The organism is Caldicoprobacter faecalis, from assembly GCF_900115765.1.
GTDB classification, from domain to species: domain Bacteria; phylum Bacillota; class Clostridia; order Caldicoprobacterales; family Caldicoprobacteraceae; genus Caldicoprobacter; species Caldicoprobacter oshimai.
Map to the genome: position 1 here is coordinate 1 of NZ_FOXR01000025.1, position 18,444 is coordinate 18,444.

At 46.4% G+C, this 18,444-nt stretch carries 14 protein-coding genes, 2 tRNA genes, 1 pseudogene and 1 other annotated feature; of the genes and pseudogenes, 4 read left to right on the forward strand and 13 right to left on the reverse strand.

Features of this window, described 5'->3' with window-relative positions; all coding sequences use genetic code 11:
• Positions 1-336: 336 nt before the first annotated feature.
• The 5 genes from BM241_RS09030 to BM241_RS09050 form a co-directional block, all read right to left on the reverse strand.
• Positions 337-1,254: a YncE family protein gene (locus BM241_RS09030; RefSeq protein WP_025747381.1), complete on the reverse strand. Its 918-nt coding sequence runs from the start codon at positions 1,252-1,254 to the stop codon at positions 337-339.
• A gap of 108 nt (positions 1,255-1,362) precedes the next feature.
• A complete protein-coding gene (locus BM241_RS09035) occupies positions 1,363-1,602 on the reverse strand; it encodes a hypothetical protein (RefSeq protein WP_025747382.1) in 240 nt (79 codons plus the stop codon).
• Positions 1,603-1,715: 113 nt separating this feature from the next.
• Complete coding sequence (locus BM241_RS09040) at positions 1,716-3,005, reverse strand: bifunctional folylpolyglutamate synthase/dihydrofolate synthase (protein ID WP_092282574.1); 1,290 nt, start codon at positions 3,003-3,005, stop codon at positions 1,716-1,718.
• A gap of 20 nt (positions 3,006-3,025) precedes the next feature.
• Positions 3,026-5,680, reverse strand: a complete 2,655-nt coding sequence (locus BM241_RS09045; protein ID WP_025747384.1) for a valine--tRNA ligase — start codon at positions 5,678-5,680, stop codon at positions 3,026-3,028.
• Positions 5,681-5,698: 18 nt separating this feature from the next.
• Positions 5,699-5,899: a hypothetical protein gene (locus tag BM241_RS09050; RefSeq protein ID WP_143094082.1), complete on the reverse strand. Its 201-nt coding sequence runs from the start codon at positions 5,897-5,899 to the stop codon at positions 5,699-5,701.
• 38 nt (positions 5,900-5,937) lie between these two features.
• Positions 5,938-6,242: a binding site (T-box leader), on the reverse strand.
• A gap of 257 nt (positions 6,243-6,499) precedes the next feature.
• On the opposite strand from BM241_RS09050, the gene melA reads away from it, so the two are divergent.
• On the forward strand, positions 6,500-7,825 hold the full coding sequence (melA, locus tag BM241_RS09060) for an alpha-galactosidase (protein ID WP_092282576.1): 1,326 nt from the start codon (positions 6,500-6,502) through the stop codon (positions 7,823-7,825).
• Positions 7,826-8,192: 367 nt separating this feature from the next.
• Here melA and pgsA read toward each other — a convergent pair whose 3' ends face one another.
• The 7 genes and pseudogenes from pgsA to BM241_RS09095 all read right to left on the reverse strand — a co-directional run bounded on the left by pgsA (position 8,193) and on the right by BM241_RS09095 (position 13,181).
• Entirely contained in the window at positions 8,193-8,717 is a 525-nt protein-coding gene (gene pgsA / locus BM241_RS09065; RefSeq protein ID WP_025747388.1) for a CDP-diacylglycerol--glycerol-3-phosphate 3-phosphatidyltransferase, read from the reverse strand.
• Between the two features lie 210 nt (positions 8,718-8,927).
• Positions 8,928-9,004, reverse strand: a tRNA-Pro gene (locus BM241_RS09070).
• A gap of 6 nt (positions 9,005-9,010) precedes the next feature.
• Positions 9,011-9,086: transfer RNA gene (locus BM241_RS09075), tRNA-Thr, on the reverse strand.
• Between the two features lie 165 nt (positions 9,087-9,251).
• Positions 9,252-9,377, reverse strand: a pseudogene (locus tag BM241_RS13200) (carbohydrate ABC transporter permease); the annotation flags it as partial.
• Positions 9,378-9,493: 116 nt separating this feature from the next.
• Complete coding sequence (locus BM241_RS09085; RefSeq protein ID WP_025747389.1) at positions 9,494-11,191, reverse strand: ABC transporter substrate-binding protein; 1,698 nt, start codon at positions 11,189-11,191, stop codon at positions 9,494-9,496.
• A 122-nt stretch (positions 11,192-11,313) separates the two neighbouring features.
• Positions 11,314-12,138: a carbohydrate ABC transporter permease gene (locus BM241_RS09090; RefSeq protein ID WP_051456378.1), complete on the reverse strand. Its 825-nt coding sequence runs from the start codon at positions 12,136-12,138 to the stop codon at positions 11,314-11,316.
• A gap of 74 nt (positions 12,139-12,212) precedes the next feature.
• Positions 12,213-13,181, reverse strand: a complete 969-nt coding sequence (locus BM241_RS09095) for an ABC transporter permease (protein ID WP_025747391.1) — start codon at positions 13,179-13,181, stop codon at positions 12,213-12,215.
• 343 nt (positions 13,182-13,524) lie between these two features.
• Between BM241_RS09095 and BM241_RS09100 the strand changes: the two genes are divergently transcribed.
• The 3 genes from BM241_RS09100 to BM241_RS09110 are packed head-to-tail and all read left to right on the forward strand — an operon-like array spanning position 13,525 to position 17,709.
• On the forward strand, positions 13,525-13,992 hold the full coding sequence (locus BM241_RS09100) for a MarR family winged helix-turn-helix transcriptional regulator (RefSeq protein ID WP_177206140.1): 468 nt from the start codon (positions 13,525-13,527) through the stop codon (positions 13,990-13,992).
• Positions 13,989-15,737: an ABC transporter ATP-binding protein gene (locus tag BM241_RS09105; protein WP_092282579.1), complete on the forward strand. Its 1,749-nt coding sequence runs from the start codon at positions 13,989-13,991 to the stop codon at positions 15,735-15,737. The genes BM241_RS09100 and BM241_RS09105 overlap by 4 nt, the downstream gene beginning before the upstream one ends.
• Positions 15,730-17,709 (forward strand): ABC transporter ATP-binding protein, encoded by a 1,980-nt coding sequence (locus BM241_RS09110; protein ID WP_242948355.1) that lies wholly within the window; start codon positions 15,730-15,732, stop codon positions 17,707-17,709. Before BM241_RS09105 ends, BM241_RS09110 begins: the two co-directional genes overlap by 8 nt.
• A gap of 139 nt (positions 17,710-17,848) precedes the next feature.
• Here the strand turns inward: BM241_RS09110 and BM241_RS09115 are convergent, their stop codons facing one another.
• Positions 17,849-18,361: a 4Fe-4S binding protein gene (locus tag BM241_RS09115; protein WP_051456350.1), complete on the reverse strand. Its 513-nt coding sequence runs from the start codon at positions 18,359-18,361 to the stop codon at positions 17,849-17,851.
• Positions 18,362-18,444: the final 83 nt, after the last annotated feature.

Consider the following 18,444-nt stretch of genomic DNA (forward strand, 5'->3'; position numbering starts at 1 on the left):
TAAGATGATGTAAACAACAGGGCGAGGGAGTCCGTGTATCCCCTCAATAAATTGAGGGGGATTACTGCCCCCTCGCACTCCCCCCATTTTCTAAAAAGGATAGTTTTATTCAATGAAAATGTCACTATGGGCTTAAAATGAAAGTATTATTATGATGGGGTTCACGGTTAAAGCTATAGAGACTTTTGGGCCTGCCGCTACGCGGGCCGGTGGGTGAACTTAAATCATGCCATAGCTTTTAAGGTTCACCCGCCGGCATATACAAAAGCCTGCATAAAAGGGATACATGACATTATCACAGAATAATAACACACCAGCATCCCTCACAACGCCTTTTCATCCGCCCAGATACACAATTCCGCTGGGTTCCTTTCCCACCTGAATATCGGCTAATTTCTTGCCCGCTTTCCAGTCTACTACACACACGCGGCCTTCCTTAGGAGCGGTTACATATGCATACATCCCTTCTTCATCCAGCGTTATATCACATACAGCTTCTCCTATCTTGATGCTGTGCACCACTGACTTAGAAGCCAGGTCCACAACTTCCAACCTGCCCGCCTCACAGGAAGCCACAAGCAAAGAGCTTCCATCGCCGGTCTCCAATAGCTTATGTGGAATGCATCCCACGGCAATCTCATGGCAAACCGCATCTTTATCCAGGTCAACCAGCAACACCTTGTTAAACAGCCTGTGGTTGTGGAAATAACACCCTACATAAAGGATATTGCCTTTTGAGCCGAACTTAACCTGAATTGGATAACCCTCTATCACCATCCTTTTCACCGTCGTATACCCTTCGGTTTCCACAAGCCATATATCCTGCGAGTTAATATGGGCGATGGCCAAAAGAGGAAGGTAAGGATGACAGTCAATTCCCTGGGGCATAGACCCTACAGGTATTTGGCTGACCACCTTCAAATCATCACCGTTTTGCACAATCGAAATCGAGTCGGAATCCGTGTTGGTAACGTAAATGGTGTGCGTCTTGTTACATACAGCAATGAAGCTAGGACAACACCCAACAGGCAGGATTTTTTCTACAACACCTTTGTCCAGGTCAAGGCATGCCAGCGAATTATCATGAGCTTGGACTACCAGCAGAGTTGGGGAGCTCTTCATCTTGGCAAGGGCGCATGGTCCCGTCCCGGATTCCAAATAGATGCGATACTCTTCTCTCCTGAGGTGAGGGTCCAAAAAAGATATGCTATCCTCTACTTTGTTGGCAACTGTAATCTTTCCCTGCCATATCATAAAAACAAATACCCCCATTGGAATTTCTCTACAACAAGCGGATACTTCATTATATGACCGCCTGCTGCAGAAGGTACCAATGGGGGCTAGGCGCCCAATTTCAATCCCTCATATACGGGGATATAAAATGCGCTCCAGCAATTGCCTGCCGTTTAAAGTCACACTTTTTCTCCTGGCCTCTTTCAGCAGATAAACGTAAATGCTTTTTAACCAGCGCACCTTTTCACGATCCAAATGAGAGGCTTCGGCTTTCTTCCAGAGTATCAGTGCCCTGTGCACAAGCTCCAGCAATACATCGTTTTCATCCTTTTTAATGCCGCCATTTTGCACCATACCACCAGCTCTCATTTTTAAACCTTCAAGTTGTTACAGTAAATATCTATGATGGCATGGCCAATAAGATTCGCATATTTCCTTAAAAAAATAAGAAACTCTCATCCGAACTGGCAACAACGCAGGACTTAAGATGACCTTAACAACCCGCGGATCTTCCCTATCAAATACAGCGATCCTGTAAACAGCAGCACGCCATCCTGAGCTACCCTCTTGAGTCCCATGGTAGTCGCCTTTTCTATATCGGGCTCCACCATCACATCCTGGCAATGCCTCTGTACCCGCTTTGCCAGCTCAGCCGGCTCCATGGCCCTGGGGCTGTCAGGCCTGGTCACGATGACCGACTCAGCCAGAGGACAAAGATGCTTCACTATCGCATCGGCATCCTTGTCCTTCAGCATGCCTATCACCAGCGTCACAGGCTTTCCCTCAAAATACTCCTTAATGGCACAGGCCAAAGCCTCGGCACCCGATTCATTATGAGCCCCGTCCAAAATCACATAAGGCTGGCGCCTTAGCACCTCCAGGCGCCCTGGCCAAAATGCGCGTTCCATACCCCTATACACGGCATCATCGGGAATCGCGATGCCCTCCCTTCTCAATGCAGCTACAGCAGTCAAGGCAGTGGCAGCATTGAGTATCTGATGGCGACCCATCAACCGTATGACGACGCCCGAAAATCTCTCCCCATCAAAGGAATAATTGAAAATTTGCCTTCCCACCTCGGAAACAAGAACCTCTATCCTGTCTTTATTTACCTCAAACAGAGGAGCACCACGTTCCCGTGCCACCCTCTGTATCACGGCCATGGCCTCCGGCCGCTGCGGGTAAGTCACCACCGGCCTGCCCTGCTTTATGATGCCCGCCTTTTCAGCTGCAATTTTCTCCAGCGTATCCCCCAGCACGTCCATGTGGTCATAGCTTATGGAGGTTATAACCGATACGATGGGGTTTACCACGTTGGTGGCATCAAGGCGGCCACCCAAACCCACCTCCACCACCGCACAGTCCACTTCCCTTTCGGCAAAGTAAACAAAGCCTATGGCGGTGACGATCTCAAACTCGGTGGGATGGTTTTTCCCCTCGCTCACCATCTCCTCCACCTTTTCTTTAACCCGCTCGGTTATGCGTGCCAGCTCGTCAGGCTCAATTTCTTTTAAATCCACCTGAATCCTCTCTGTAAACCTTTCAAGGTATGGGGATATAAACATCCCCACCCTGTAACCGGCCTCATGCAGCACATGGGTCAACATGGAAGTGACCGAGCCCTTCCCATTGGTCCCGGCCACGTGCACCACGCCAAACCGCTCATGGGGATTGCCCAGGCGCCGCAACAAATCCTTTATGTTCTCAAGCCCCAGCTTGGAGCCAAACCTGTAAGTGCCGTGTATATAATTAAGCGCCTCTTCATAGTTCATTCAACATCCCCCTGCAGCTTTTATTTCCTCATGCTGTTTAACGCCTCAATGCGGCTCAATACCTTGGCCATCATGTCCTCATACTTTGCCTTCTTCTTTCGCTCTTCCTCCACCACCGCCGGCGGCGCTTTCTCGACAAAATTGCGGTTGGAAAGCTTTCCTTCAACTCGCGCCAGCTCCTTCTCGAGATTAGCTTTTTCTTTGAGCAGGCGCTCCATCTCCTTCTCAAGGTCAACCAGGTCCTCAAGCGGCATAAATATCTGAGCTTTGTCTGTCACCGCCGAAACAGCGTTGGAGGGTATGCCTTCTTTGTCCCGCTTTAGCACCACCTCAGATGCCCAGGCAAGCCTTTCAAAATATGCCGTGCTATTCTCAAAGATATCCATCCAATCATCGTTGACCACCAGTATAACCTTCGCCTTGCGGGAAGGCGGCACCTCCATCTCGGCCCTTATATTCCTGATGCTCCTTATGGCATCCATCACAGCATCCATCTGCTCTTCGGCCTCGGCATCTATCTCCTCCTCATTAACCTTGGGCCAAGAGGAAATCATAATGCTGTCGCACTCGCGATTGGGCAGGTGCTGCCATATCTCCTCGGTGATAAATGGCATAAACGGATGTAGCAGCTTCAGGGTACTGGCCAGCACATAGGTGAGGGTATACAGCTTGGACTCCTTAAGCTCTGGATCCTGGCTGTATAGCCCGGGCTTTGCAAGCTCGATGTACCAGTCACAGAATTCATCCCATATAAAGTCGTACAGCTTTTGCACGGCAATCCCCAGCTCGAACTTTTCAAGGTTGTCTGTGACTTCTTTGACGACGCGGTTATACCTGCTTATGATCCAGCGATCGGGAAGCTCCAGTTTGCCCTTTCGCGGCTTATCTATTCCAAAGTTCTGCATGTTCATCAATATGAACCTGGCGGCATTCCACAGCTTGTTGCAGAAGTTCCGGTTTGCTTCCACCCTCTCCCAGTAAAACCGCATATCGTTGCCCGGCGAGTTTCCCGTCACAAGGGTAAGCCGCAAGGCATCGGCACCGTACTTTTCAATCACCTTCAGCGGGTCTATGCCGTTCCCAAGGGATTTGCTCATCTTCCGCCCTTCCGAGTCCCTTACAATCCCGTGGATGAGGACGTATCTGAACGGGATCTCACCCATGTGTTCCAGGCCCGAGAATATCATCCTGGCTACCCAGAAGAATATGATGTCGTATCCGGTCACAAGCACGCTGGTGGGATAGAAATACTTAAGGTCTTCGGTCTCATCCGGCCAGCCAAGGGTAGAAAAAGGCCACAGCGCAGAGCTAAACCATGTATCCAGCACGTCCTCGTCCTGTTTTAGGTTTGTGCTGCCGCACCTGCTGCATCTCTCGGGCATGCTGCGCTCAACCATCGTCTCGCCGCAGTCCTGGCAGTAATACGCTGGGATTCGGTGTCCCCACCATAGCTGTCTGGAGATGCACCAATCCTTTATGTTTTCCATCCAGTTAAAGTAGATCTTCTCAAATCGCTCGGGCACGAATTTGATTTTGCCCTCTTTGACGGCCTTTATGGCCGGCTCGGCCAGGGGCTTCATCTTCACAAACCACTGCTTTGAAATGATGGGTTCAACGACAGTGCCGCACCTGTAGCAGTGGCCCACGTTGTGCTTAAGGCTTTCAGTCTTTTCAAGTAGCCCCAGGCTCTTGAGCTCTTCCGCAATCGCTTTTCTGGCCTCATAGCGATCCATTCCCTGGTACTTTCCGGCATTGTGGTTCATAACGCCCTTCTCGTCTATAACGCAAACCCATGGCAGGCCATGCCTTAAGGCCACCTCAAAGTCATTGGGGTCATGGGCGGGGGTAATCTTTACCGCACCTGTTCCAAACTCGCGCTCCACGTATTCATCCGCAATGATGGGTATCTCCCTGTTCATGATGGGCAGTATAGCCGTCTTTCCGATGAGATGGCGGTATCGCTCATCTTCAGGGTGCACGGCAACGGCGGTATCGCCCAGCATGGTCTCGGGCCTTGTGGTGGCAACCATTATGCTCTCATCGCTGTCCTTTATGGGATAGCGTATATACCACAGGTTGCCCTGCTCCTCCTCGTGCTCCACCTCGGCATCCGATAGAGCGGTTCTGCAGTCGGGACACCAGTTTATTATCCTATCACCGCGGTATATGAGGCCCTTTTTATACAGGCGCACAAAGACCTCCACCACAGCTCTGCTGCAGCCCTCGTCCATGGTAAACCTTTCCCTGGACCAATCAAGCGACGAACCCAGCTTCTTAAGCTGCTGCGTAATCCTGCCCCCGTACTGCTCCTTCCACTGCCAGGCCCTCCTCAAAAACTCCTCTCGCCCCAGGTCGTTTTTGGTAAGGCCCTCCTCAGCCAGCTTCTCCACAATCTTTACCTCGGTAGCGATGCTGGCATGGTCGGTCCCGGGAAGCCATAAAGTTACATATCCCTGCATTCTCCTCCAGCGGACGAGTATATCCTGCAGGGTATTGTTCAAAGCATGCCCCATGTGAAGCTCCCCTGTGATATTGGGCGGAGGAATCACTATACAAAAGGGCTCCCTGTTCCAATCGACTTCGGCCCTGAAGTACCCTTTTTCCATCCACATGCGGTATATTCGATCCTCTACCTGGCTTGGGTCATAAGTCTTGTCGAGCAACTTCTCTGACATACCCTCTACCTCCTGTTTCTAGAATGTATTCATTATTTTAAACATCCCCACTATCACAAGAATCAAGCCGACCAATTTCATCGCTATTATCCACTTCATCGACTGCTCCTGCGGCGGCTTTAATGCATACAGCACAATCCACCTTGCTCCATATCCCAGTATACCGCCCAGCAGCATAAATATCATGCCTACAGGGTCTATATGTTTTAACTCAAACAAGCCCCACACTCCCCTTTTAACAAAAAATCCTTCATCCAGTAAAGGACGAAGGATTATACTCCGCGGTACCACCTTTCCTCCTGCCGGCTTAAACGCTCATGCAGATGCTCACCGGCCCCTGCAATCTTTATTGCATAGCACGAGGGATTCCCCTGCAGGGCTCCGGTAAACCGGCAGGCACTCCTTCGCATAACGGTAGCGTCCCGTTTCAGCCTACTGCCATTCAGCTGAAATGCTCCGAAGCGACCTTCCATCTCGCCATATCGCCCAAGGGGACCTTTCAGCCGCGGGCCCCCCTCTCTGTTGGGAAGCGAGATGTACTCCTCCTCTTCATCGCATCTTGCCGTTATTCCATTATTTGCGTTGTCTTTATTATACGCCAAGTATGAGTTTTGTCAAGGGGGCTGTCATATTATAAACGCCGTGTACCTTATGGGCACATTTAAAAAATCATCTGATAAAACCATTGAAGTCGTCATGAAGTCACAATATCTTAAAAATTTTAATTTAAATATCACAGTACTGTATAGAAAAAATAAATTATCCCCTTATAATTTAAAGTATAGCCAAACGCAAAACATTTAAAGGGGGTTACCAACAATGTCTAAAAAAATTGCCTTTATAGGCGCTGGCAGCTTTGGCTTTACCAGAAGCCTGGTTCGCGACATCCTTACATACCCTGCACTGCAGGATTGTACCATTGCCCTCATGGACATCGACGAAGAACGCCTTGGCTACATAAAAAAGGCGGTCGAGAAGATCATTGAAGCTGGCAACTACCCGGCCAAAGTCATAGCCACCACCGATAGAGCTGAAGCGTTGAAGGGCGCTGACGGAGTTATATGTACCATCCTGGTCGGGGGAGTACATGTATGGCGCCACGACATTGAAATTCCCAAGAAATACGGTGTGGACATCAACGTAGGCGATACCCGTGGCCCGGCCGGTATATTTAGAGCGCTCAGGACCATCCCTGTCATGCTGGATATATGCAGGGACATCGAACGCTATTGTCCTGATGCCATATTGCTTAACTATACCAACCCCATGGCTATGCTGTGCCGCGCCATGCAAGGCGAGACCAAGGTAAAGGTGACCGGACTGTGCCACAGCGTTCAAGGAACGGCCGAAATGCTGGCCTCATGGATAGGAGCTCCCATCGAAGAGATCACATATGTGTGCGCCGGCATAAACCATCAAGCCTGGTTCCTGGAATTCAAGTGGAACGGAAAAGATGCCTATCCCCTCATCCGAGAAGCGGTTCAGCGGCCAGAAATCTACAACCAGGAACAGGTCCGCAACGAGATGTTCCTCCACCTGGGCTATTATGTGACCGAATCCAGCGGCCACAACTCGGAATACAACGCATGGTTTAGAAAAAGGCCTGACCTTATAGAAAAATACTGCACCCATGGAACAGGATGGAATCCCGGAGAATACGCATATATACTCAAGGAATACTTAAGGCGAGAGGATACCTGGAGAGACGAGATCAAAAAATGGCTGGAGCAGGATACCGTTGACTTAAAACGAGGAAAGGAATATGCAGCTGGTATCCTCAATGCCGTCATTGGCGACGGAACCCTGTATAAGTTCAACGGTAACGTGAGAAACTTTGGACTCATCGACAATCTGCCTGAGGGCTGCTGCGTAGAGGTGCCGGTACTGGCGTCCAAATACGGGTTTGAGCCCATCCACGTAGGCCCATTGCCGCCACATCTGGCAATCCTGAACAACATAAACGCCATGTGCGAGGAGCTGGCGGTTGAAGGCGCTTTAACCGGCGATCCCACCAAGATATACCAGGCCATCTACTTTGACCCCTTGACGTCGGCAGTGCTCAGCCTGGCAGAAATCAAGCAGATGGTCAGAGAAATGTTTGAAGTGAACAAGGATTGGTTGCCTCAATTCAAGCACTTCTGCTGATACAAAACCTCGTTTTTAAACAATGCTTACGATCAAATCGCCGGGAAAGCCTACTCTTTTAAGTGTAGGATGAAAGGCGGTTTGATGTAGTAGGGCTGGACCGGTCCGAATTTAAGCCTCCGGAGAAAGGGGCCTCTGCACGCGGGTGCCGGAGAGCAATTCCTGCATTCGTGTGAGTCCCCTTCGATGAAAGAGGAAGCCCACCTTCTTCAAAGGTGGGAGGAGGTCACACTACTGTATCGATAGATGCGTGCTACTATATGTTGCTCTACATCGCTTTTTAAGTTTATCTTACTGCTTTCTCAAGTTTAAAAGGGGCTGAACGAATACATCCAGCCCCTTTCCGTTTTAAATTAAAAGGGTATATTTACCTTTTGACGGCATTCCTTTTGAAAGCCTTGTAACCATACTGCACCAGAGCTATGAGAGTCAAAACCACGGCTATGTACAGCAGGATATTATAATACGGCAATTTAAGCACGGTGGCCACCACTGCCACATAAAAGGAAGCTGTAGCGGCTTTGCCAAAAAAATTTGCTTCCACCACTATGTTGCGGTTTTTATAAAGAAAAGCGGCTCCAGCGATCATAAGGAACTCCTTCACAAACACGATCAATATTATGGGTGCCGGGATAATGCCTTTGACGTACAGGGAGATAAGAACGGTGATCAACATGAGCTTATCGGCCAATGGGTCCATCAGCTTTCCCCATTTGGTAATGAGGCCATACTTTCTGGCGATGTATCCATCCAAAAGGTCAGTTGCCCCGGCCACAATAAACACCACAATACCCCACAAAACATTGTTCTGTATATCCGGATTGTAAAACACGTATATGAAAACCGGAATCAGGCAAAACCTTATAACCGTCAATATATTGGGTATGTTCATTGCATTACCTCTTTCGTTGATTGCGTTTTAATTGGTCATATCATTAGTCATACAACGCTCCCATATAATTTTGGGGCATTCTATTTGATGCCATCCAAACTCTAGCAGTGTTTTCGTATTTAATGATCCTCTACTAAAACAAAAAACAGGTCACAAAACACTCCACCTTGACCTTAAAGCAAAGTTAGAATAAAATATAAAATTATAGAATGGTCGGGGTGACAGGATTTGAACCTGCGACCTTCTCGTCCCGAACGAGACGCGCTACCAAGCTGCGCTACACCCCGACTTTCTGGAGCCAACAAGGGGATTCGAACCCCTGACCTGCGGTTTACGAGACCGCTGCTCTACCAGCTGAGCTATGTTGGCATATTAAACTCTCAATGCAATAATAGATTATAGCATAAATTCTTTTACTTGTCATCATTATTTTTCAAGTTTTTGCTCTTTCCAATTAAAAATTTTCACTCCAATGCTCAAAAAATCGCATAAGAGAAAGAACAGGCCAACAGATTGACCTGTTCTTCCACAAGAAATGGGGATAAGAGTTACTGCGAGTCCAAGATATATTGCCCCATATTCCTGCCTGTACATATCTCCTCTTAACAATTTCACCATCATAGGTAAAGTGTACTTTTCAAGTTTTGATATAAGCAAAAATTTTGGTTATTTAAAAGCTCGATAATTTCGACAAAAAGAAAAGGTATTTATTCAACACCCTCAGAAAATGTTCTCTGAGGATGTTGAATAAAAGCAGTTAACACTACAACGGCTTATTATTCTAATATATCTTTGGTTTCCTGGTAGATCTCGTTGGTCATTTGGACGAGCCTATCGGAACCCTTAGCTTTGCACTCCTGTACGAATGCATCCCAATCTTTTTCAATGTCAGCCTGCCCTGTAATGAACTGCAATGTCATCTGCTTCACATAATCCATCAACGACTGGCTGATCATATTAGCCTCTTCTCTCTCCACCTCATCCATCAACACCGGAGGTGCTGGAGGACGAAGCGTGCATATCTCATTAGCCTTCTGTATAAAATTCCTTGCTTCCTCGGTCATATAAGAGTACATGAGTTCCTTGTGCCCATTATATATGGAAAAGATAAATACACCATTGCCCATACCAAAATCATTTCTAAGATCTTTAGCATTTTCATCGTCTACATTGATTCCCAAATATCCTGCCTTTATACCGGGCAACAATTCGAATTTATCTCCTACTTTCTTGTAAGTTACACCTTCCACTCCCCATCTGGTTAAAGTCTGGCCCTCCTCGCTATACCACAGCCAGTCAACAAACTTCATAAGGGCTTCAAAGTTTGGATTGTCTAACGCCTTCTTGGTTATGACAATACCATTATCCAACCTCATTCCAGAAATAACTCTTCCTTTTGGTCCCTCGAGCGGCGGTAACATATCAACTTTGAAGTTACCCTCACCCAGAGTCTCCTTCATCTTCTGGCGCATCGAAATTATTTCCTGAGTATTGGTGCTTATAACAAAGGATTTACCAGTAGCGAATTTCTGATTTACAGCGATTTCATCTTCCTGAGTAAAAGATTCGGGATCCATCAACCCCTCTTTAACCAATCTGTTGAAGTATTTCAGCATTTCCTTGTATTCGTCCGTAATGGGGTAGAATCCAAATTCATCCCTATCCCTGTAGTAGTAAATTCCATTGCCAGCACCCCAACCACCCTGGACGCCAAAGCTGAGTGAAGCGAAATTGAGCAGTGCATCGCCCTTCCATCTATCAGAGAAGGGATATGTGTCTGGATACAGCTCTTTTAGCTTTTTTAAAGCGTTATACAAATCTTCCCAGCTTTCTGGTATTGGAATATTGTGCTTTTCAAATATATCCGTCCTTATTGCCAGAGAATAGTCAGCAACGGCTATTTCGCGAAGCCCTGGTAATACGTAGAATTTTCCGTCTTTTTGCTTAATGGTTTTGAGGTCTTCCTGCAAATTCCATTCCTCAATTTGCCTTGAGAAATTGGGCATCAAGTGTATATAGTCGCTAACAGGTATTATTGCCCCCGCAGGAATAAAGTTCACTTCCTGACCTGGATAAGTGCTAGGAACAATCTCGGGAGCTTCGCCGGTGCTGATGAGAAGGTTCCTCTTTTGCTCATAGTCGCTCATGGGTACAATGGTAAGTTCAAGTTCCACATTGGTTCTTTTCTTTATTTCATCCCACAAGATCCAATCTTCTCTATAAGGATAAGACGGATGATCCCTGTAAAGCATTGTAAATTTCGCAGGTTCTTTCAATGGGAAAGTAATTTCCTCTTCTCCGGATTTTTTCCCGCCATCAGACGGCTCTTCAGTGGGTTGTTCAGTTGTACCATCTCCATTTTCACCAGTACCAGATTTTTCAGGCGTTTCCTTTTTTCCACAACCTGTAAACATTACACCTAGCATGGACACTATGAGAATACAAGCTATCAGCAATATTGCTTTCTTATTCATCATCAAATCCTCCTCTTTTTTTTAAGATTTTAATCTTTTTCTTTTTCTGGTGAACTCAAGCCTTTCAATCATCTTTAATTATTGTCACTGTATTGCCTTATATCACCTCCTCAGCAAATTAATTAACCTTTCAATGATCCTATCATTATACCTTTCACAAAGTATTTCTGCACAAACGGATAAATCATTATTATCGGTAGAGCGCTTACTACCATACTAGCCGACTTTATGGTAGCCTCTATATCACCAAATCCTTCAACATCTCCACCCACTATTTCTCTGGCCTTTTGGGCCCCCGCAATTATATTCCTCAAATACAGCGATACAGGGAACAGCTCTTTCATATCGAGATAGATAAAGGGCCCAAACCAGTTGTTCCATATTCCAACTGCATAAAAGAGCGACATTGTGGCCAATATGGGTTTAGACAGCGGCAGCACAATTCTAAATAGTATACCGTATGTGTTCATTCCGTCAATTGCTGCTGCTTCTTCCAGCTCATCTGGTATCCCCTCAAAAAAGGTCTTGGTAACCAGTACGTTGTAGGTACTGATTGCCCCCGGTATGATTACAGCCCATATGGTATTTCTCATCTGCAACATTCTGCTTACTAGCAAATAAGTAGGAATCAAACCGCCACTGAAGAACATCGTAAACAATATGAACCCTAACAGCACTCCCCTACCCTTCAAATTTTTCTTAGACAGAGGATACGCCAAGAGGACAGTCAGAGCTAATGATATTACAGTCCCTACTACCGTATAAATGATCGTATTTCTATAGCTAATCCAAAAATCACTATCCTTTAGCAGCACCCTGTAAGTCCCTAGCGTAAACCCCTTGGGGTAAAAAGTAATTTCGCCCGCATATACATATTTTTCGCTGCTCATCGATAAGGCAGTTAGATAAAGAAAAGGGTACAGCGTAATAATTACTACACATATCATTATCACAATATTTATAACATCAAACACGCTTATTCTCTTTTTGTTTGCAAATTTCAACCATCGTCCCCCCCTTTTTACCACAAGCTGCTATCAGTAAATTTCCTGGACAGATAATTTGCAGTAGTCAGCAGAAATACCCCTATTAACGATTCAAAGAGACCAACTGCGGCACCATAGCTATAATTGTTCATAGTTAAACCCATTCTATAGAGGAAAGTAGAAATAACATCCGCAGTCTCATAGGTGAGAGGGCTATAAAGCAGTAATATCTTTTCAAAACCTACAGCCATCAAGCTACCAATATTTAATATCAATAGCACCATAACAGTAGGCATTATACCAGGAATTGTAACATATCTCATTTGTTGGAATCTATTTGCCCCGTCAATCCTTGCCGCCTCATATAATTCAGGATTAATACCAGAAAGCGCTGCAAGATAAATAATGGAGTTCCACCCCAGCTGCTGCCAAATGCCTGATGTTATATAGATGGTTCTAAACCAACGCGGATCCGAAACGAAATCTATCGTTCTTCCCGTCAAATCCTTGAGTATCATATTCACTACGCCTATAGAGGGAGATAGAATCTCCTTGATCATTCCCACCACTATAACAGTTGATATAAAGTGAGGCAAATAGGAAACCGTTTGAACAAATTTCTTGAACGTTAGATTTTTTAACTCATTAAGCAGCAGGGCAAAAATTATTGGAAAAGGAAAACTTATCACTAGATACTCAACACTTAGAATTATGTTATTTCTAAATGCACGCCAGAACCCTTCATCTCTTAAAAACATCTTGAAATACCTCAGGCCAACCCATTCGCTACCATAAACTGGTCCGCCTGGTTGGTACCTCCTAAATGCTATGACAACTCCATACATAGGAATATATCTGAAGATAAAATAGTGAACCAGCGGCAAAAGCAAAAGGGTATATAATTGCCAATCCTTCTTTATAGCTTTCCATAGTTGTTTGGACCTACCAACCTTTGCTTTTGCTACAACCCTTGTTGCATCTTGAGCTTCAATTCTGGACTCCATATCCACCCTCCTTCTCCATAGTTTGTCAACTCAACAAAGTTCATTATGTTATATTCGACGCAAATACAAAAAATCCTTCTTTAATATAAAAAATTTTTTATTGTTTTTTAAAACGGCTTCATAAACTGTATGCGATTAACTTAGTACGTTCCTATTAATCTGTTACTTTACCTTCAAAATTTCCCAATATACACAAGTTCCCGCTTGACAGTAGAGAAATTGTAGATATAAAATATCTTATGTAATTAGTTAGCTAACTAACTATTTATTAAACCAAGCATTAAGCTTCAGCTATCCTTATGCAATCTCTCATCATCACTCCAAAATCAAGGAGATGAAAGCCATGCAACCGTGTAAACCCACACCTGATGAACCTTTGGGACGCCTGTTTGCACACACCTCTAAACTACACCGCGACCTTTTCAGAAAGCTGGCCCACAGGAATGGCCTTGAACATGGCCAGCCCATCGCGCTGGCGGTTATCATAGCCAACGAAGGTATAAGTCAGCGCCAGCTCAGCGAAAAGCTGTTTATAACACCCGCCTCCACCACTGCACTTCTGCAAAAACTGGAAAAGGCCGGACTGATTGAGAGAATGCCCGACCCCAACGACCAGCGGGCCTTTTGCATCTACGCAACTGAAAAGGGGCGTATGGTGGATCAACAGATGAAGGAAGGGCTGAAAGAACTGGAAGAGGCCTGCTTCCACAATTTTACCGAACAAGAACTTAAGGAATTTCGCAGGCTTCTTCTGAAACTCCACGACAACTTATGCAACTTAAATGAACAGGAATGGAGGGGCAATACATGATAAGGATATCGCGCTATCTAAAGCCTTACTGGGCATATGTCTTGCTGGCACCCCTTTTTATGGCTTTGGAAGTCTACATGGACCTTTTACAGCCCAACTATATGGCAGACATAGTGGACAATGGCATTGCCAATGGAGACATGAACTACGTCTTAACCAGGCTTCTTATAATGCTTGGCATCGCCTTTGTGGGAATGCTGGGCGGCATAGGCTGCATCTACGCATCCAGCGTTGCTGCCCTCGGATTTGGTACCGATATCCGTTCGGATCTGTTCCGCAAGATCCAGACCTTTTCTTTTACCAATCTTGACCGTTTCCCAACCCCGTCACTAATTACCCGCCTTACCAATGACGTTACTCAGCTTCAAAACGTGGTTACCATGTCTCTGGCCATGATGATACGCGCTCCTCTGCTGTGTATCGGTTCCATAATAATGACCATAAAAATAAGCCCTTCCCTGGCTTCGGTGCTTTTGATAGCCTTACCGCTCACCATCATAGGCATAATAGTCATAATCAGAATAGGCTTCCCTCTGTTTAGAAAAGTCCAGTCCAAAATAGACAGGGTAAACACCATAATGCGGGAAAACTTGGCAGGAATCCGGCTGGTAAAGGCATTTCTGCGAAAGGACTTCGAGGAAAACCGGTTTCAAACCGCCAACGAGGACTTGCGCGATACCGCCATCAAAGCCGGCAGAATCATGGCAACCGGAATGCCGCTTTTGATGCTGATTACCAACCTTGCCACTGTGGCGGTATTATGGATGGGCGGTATAAAGGTGCAAAATGGCGGCCTACAAATTGGAGACCTTATTGCATTCATCAATTACCTAGTGAGGATAATGATGTCGCTGGTGATGATCGCCTTTAACCTGATAGCCTTTTCCAGAGGTAAGGTTTCGGCTGACCGCATAAGAGAAGTGCTGATGGAACAGCCTGATATCGTGGATCCAGGAGAAAACCCAGATGGCGCTTCAGAAGATCTCAAAATAACCCGCGGGCAGGTAGTATTCGAGAATGTCACCTTCAGCTACAGCCCGGACGGAGAACCGGTTTTGAAAAACATCTCTTTCACAGCTGAGCCAGGCGAAACAGTAGCCATACTTGGCGAGACGGGGTCCGGCAAGACCACCCTGGTAAACCTTATACCCCGGCTCTATGACCCACAGGAAGGCCGCATACTGATCGACGGTGTCGACGTTCGAAAGTACAGCCTTTACAACCTCAGAAAAGAAATCGGAATGGTAATGCAAACATCTCTCCTCTTCTCGGGAAGCATCCTTGATAACCTCCGCTGGGGAGACCCCGATGCAGACCTGGAAAAAGCCATAGAAGCAGCTTCTATAGCCCAGGCCCACGACTTCATTATGCAAACCCCCAACGGCTATCAAACCGATTTAAGCCAGGGAGGAGTCAATCTGTCAGGCGGCCAAAAGCAGCGCTTGAACATCGCGCGTGCGCTCATGAAAAGGCCCAAAATACTTATTCTGGATGACGCCACCAGCGCTGTCGATATGGCAACAGAGCTTAAAATACAGCAGGCTTTAAGAAGGTGGAACCACAAGTGTACCACCTTCATAATAGCTCAACGCATAAGTTCAGTCATGGATGCCGACAAGATCATCATCCTGGAGCAAGGACGCATAGCAGGAATAGGCACCCACGAAGAGCTTCTTGCTTCCAACCCGCTGTACCAGGATATATACAGGTCACAGATTGGAAAGGAGGTACAACAATATGCCTGAGGATAGACATAATGCCCAGGACAGTTTACATCAACCTGATAAGACAGATTCAACCTCACGGGATAATATGCGCAGCGGCAACTCTCATGAACATGGCATGCGCGGCGTTGGTGGTCCTGGTATGCGCGGATTTGGCAGGAGGGGTCCACACGGCCGGTTCATGTGGCCTGGAGAAAGGCCCAAAAATTTGGGTAATACCCTTATCAGACTGAGTAGATACCTAAAAGAAGATACAGTGGCTCTGATACTGGTTATACTATCCATCCTCCTCAACACGGCATGCACCCTTATAGGGCCTTTGCTCATAGGGCAGGCCATAGACCAATACATCATTCCCGGAGACTTTCAAGGGCTAGTGCGAATCTCATTTCTCCTTCTGGGCGTTTATACACTAAACTCGCTGGCTGCCTTTTTGCAAGGGTTCTTTATGGCTTCTATATCCGAAAAGACGGTGGCTCGCATGCGCAGAGACCTGTTCAGCAAGTATCAGGTACTGCCACTGAAATTCTTCGATTCGCACACCCACGGGGAGCTGATGAGCCGTATCACCAATGATATAGATACTGTTTCCATCACCCTCCACGCCAGTTTAACCCAGTTTATCTCAGGCGTTATCACCATAACAGGTACCATAATACTCATGCTATCAAAGAGCATAATACTTACCCTAATAACTTTATCGGTAATCCCATTGATGGTTCTTCTGACCCGGCTTATAACCAACCATACCGGCAGGCTTTTTATAGAACAACAAAAAACTCTGGGTGAGCTCAACGGCAAGATAGAGGAGACCATTTCAGGCCAAAGAGTTGTCAAGCTGTTCTGCCGCGAACAACGCGTCATCGCTGAGTTTGAAGAATCCAATCAACGGCTGAAGAAGACAGCTTTGAAGGCTCAAGTGCTATCGAGAATCATGGGACCAACCATGAACATGCTCAACAACCTAGGCTTTGCGCTCATTGCAGGAATCGGGGGCCTGCTTGCCGTCAGAAACGTTGGAGGTACCATAACGGTAGGCACAATCTCCATATTTCTTAACTACTCAAGGCAGTTTACTCGCCCCATAAACGAACTTGCAAATCAATACAACATGGTTTTGTCAGCAGCAGCCGGCGCTGAACGGGTATTTCAGGTTTTGGATCAAGAGCCCGAGCCTGCCGACGCTCCAGATGCTGTGGACCTCAGAGAAATAGGCGTAAAAGGGCACGTGGAGTTCGAAAACGTCTCATTTGCATATGACGATGAGCACCTGGTTCTGAAGAACTTTTCCCTTGAGGTAAAACCCGGTCAAACGGTGGCCCTAGTCGGGGAAACCGGAGCCGGTAAAACCACGATAATCAACCTTCTTATGCGATTTTATGACGTTAAAGAGGGGAGTATACGCATAGATGGTATCGATATAAGAAAAATCAAGCGCGAAAGCCTACGCTCCTCTTTGGGAATCGTACTGCAGGATACCTATCTATTCAACGCCAGCGTTCGCGAAAATATACGGTACGGCCGTTTGGACGCCACCGACGAAGAAGTGGAACAGGCAGCCAAAATCGCCCATGCTCACGATTTCATCATGCGCCTGCCTCAAGGGTACGACACCATTCTCACCGACGACGGTGGAAACTTGAGCCACGGACAACGCCAGCTTCTAGCCATTGCCCGGGCAGTGCTGGCCGATCCGGCCATACTCATACTGGACGAAGCAACCTCCAGCGTGGATACCCGCACCGAGATATATATCCAAAAAGCGATGCTAAATCTGATGAAAGGCCGTACCAGCTTCGTCATAGCCCACAGGTTGAGCACCATAAAAGACGCTGATTTAATTGTAGTGATAGACAAGGGGAGGCTTGTAGAAAAGGGCACGCATCAGGAATTGTTGGAACGTAAAGGGGTCTACTACAACCTCTATCGAAGCCAGTTTGTTCGCACCCCTCAGGCCGAGGACAAAAACATAGAAGCTGCTTTATTAAACTAAAAAGGAGAGAGCGTTGTGCTGCTCTCTCCTTTTTTTGCTTTTCGGATATTTGCCATGTTTTTAATCATATAACAACGGCTTTAGCTCCTCTGAATCAATGTTGGTTTTATCATACCAGTAAAAGCCTGTATCGATTTCCTTACACCACATTATCGCCAACTGCATCTCTTTTCATCATACCCTTTTTTATCCTGTTCTTCAGCTTAAACACCCATCCGCCCATGGTTCCCATAGGACAGAAGGCACACCAAGTCCTCTGATGATAGTAAATACCAAGTATGATATCGATTATCGTGGTTATAAGAACCATGCGAACAAATACTGCCCCTACACTGGACCAATTGCCCCATGCAAAGGTCAACTGTATGGCAAAAAAGCTCATCAGCATTATCAGGAATATCACCTTAAATGTGGTAGTCTTAAACACGCCGGGAATGCCCTTCTTTAGAGTAATCTTCTTCAATATCACGTCGTTGAAACTACCCCTTGGGCAAAACGAGTTACACCACTTCCTCCCCATGAAGGGCGCTGTAACCACCGGTGCAAGCATGCACACCAGCGCAACCACCCCTATTGCCGGATATACAAGGCCTGCAATGCAAAACGCTATCAGCACAAGCCATAAATACTGTTTGGCTGAGTTCATTACCATATCTTACCATATCACCTCCTGCGATTACTCTATGGTATTATCATTATATTAAGAAAATACGATATTTATTATATTAAAAATCT

Bases quoted from the DNA above. Each gene is read 5' to 3' on its own strand.
- BM241_RS09115 (WP_051456350.1), bottom strand. From the start codon at position 18,361: ATGGTAATGAACTCAGCCAAACAGTATTTATGGCTTGTGCTGATAGCG.
- melA (WP_092282576.1), top strand. From the start codon at position 6,500: ATGTCTAAAAAAATTGCCTTTATAGGCGCTGGCAGCTTTGGCTTTACC.
- BM241_RS09040 (WP_092282574.1), bottom strand. From the start codon at position 3,005: ATGAACTATGAAGAGGCGCTTAATTATATACACGGCACTTACAGGTTT.
- BM241_RS09110 (WP_242948355.1), top strand. From the start codon at position 15,730: ATGCCTGAGGATAGACATAATGCCCAGGACAGTTTACATCAACCTGAT.
- BM241_RS09030 (WP_025747381.1), bottom strand. From the start codon at position 1,254: ATGATATGGCAGGGAAAGATTACAGTTGCCAACAAAGTAGAGGATAGC.
- BM241_RS09095 (WP_025747391.1), bottom strand. From the start codon at position 13,181: ATGGAGTCCAGAATTGAAGCTCAAGATGCAACAAGGGTTGTAGCAAAA.
- BM241_RS09045 (WP_025747384.1), bottom strand. From the start codon at position 5,680: ATGTCAGAGAAGTTGCTCGACAAGACTTATGACCCAAGCCAGGTAGAG.
- BM241_RS09100 (WP_177206140.1), top strand. From the start codon at position 13,525: ATGCAACCGTGTAAACCCACACCTGATGAACCTTTGGGACGCCTGTTT.
- BM241_RS09035 (WP_025747382.1), bottom strand. From the start codon at position 1,602: ATGAGAGCTGGTGGTATGGTGCAAAATGGCGGCATTAAAAAGGATGAA.
- pgsA (WP_025747388.1), bottom strand. From the start codon at position 8,717: ATGAACATACCCAATATATTGACGGTTATAAGGTTTTGCCTGATTCCG.
- BM241_RS09105 (WP_092282579.1), top strand. From the start codon at position 13,989: ATGATAAGGATATCGCGCTATCTAAAGCCTTACTGGGCATATGTCTTG.
- BM241_RS09085 (WP_025747389.1), bottom strand. From the start codon at position 11,191: ATGAATAAGAAAGCAATATTGCTGATAGCTTGTATTCTCATAGTGTCC.
- BM241_RS09090 (WP_051456378.1), bottom strand. From the start codon at position 12,138: ATGATATGTGTAGTAATTATTACGCTGTACCCTTTTCTTTATCTAACT.